Origin of the sequence: Vibrio sp. 10N.222.49.C9, assembly GCF_041474985.1 — a bacterium.
Lineage (GTDB): Bacteria > Pseudomonadota > Gammaproteobacteria > Enterobacterales > Vibrionaceae > Vibrio > Vibrio crassostreae_C.
This window is the reverse complement of record NZ_JBFRVD010001135.1, coordinates 1-244: the sequence shown is the minus strand read 5'-3', so window position 1 is coordinate 244 and position 244 is coordinate 1. Positions and strand designations below refer to the sequence as shown.

Sequence of the window (244 nt, the reverse complement as noted above, 5' to 3'; positions counted from 1 at the left end):
CTTGAGGTTGGTGGCAAAAGCTTTAGACGCTATGTATTTATCTCTACAGGCAAACTCGACCGAGACAACGATACTCTTGACTCACTAGGATCTCAAAGCCTGTTTACGCAACTTCTTAAATTGCACCGTGAACAATCCGATCTTGACGTGCAACTGATCCCAACCACCGTTATGTGGGGGCGAAAGCCAGGTAAAGAGGGACGAGATAAGCCTTATCTAGAAAACCTCTCCCCTTGGAATAAGA

The 244-nt window shown here is 45.9% G+C and carries 1 pseudogene; it reads left to right on the top strand.

Annotation, left to right across the window (positions count from 1 at the left end):
* Positions 1 to 244: pseudogene (locus AB4585_RS27235) on the top strand (glycerol-3-phosphate 1-O-acyltransferase); the annotation flags it as partial.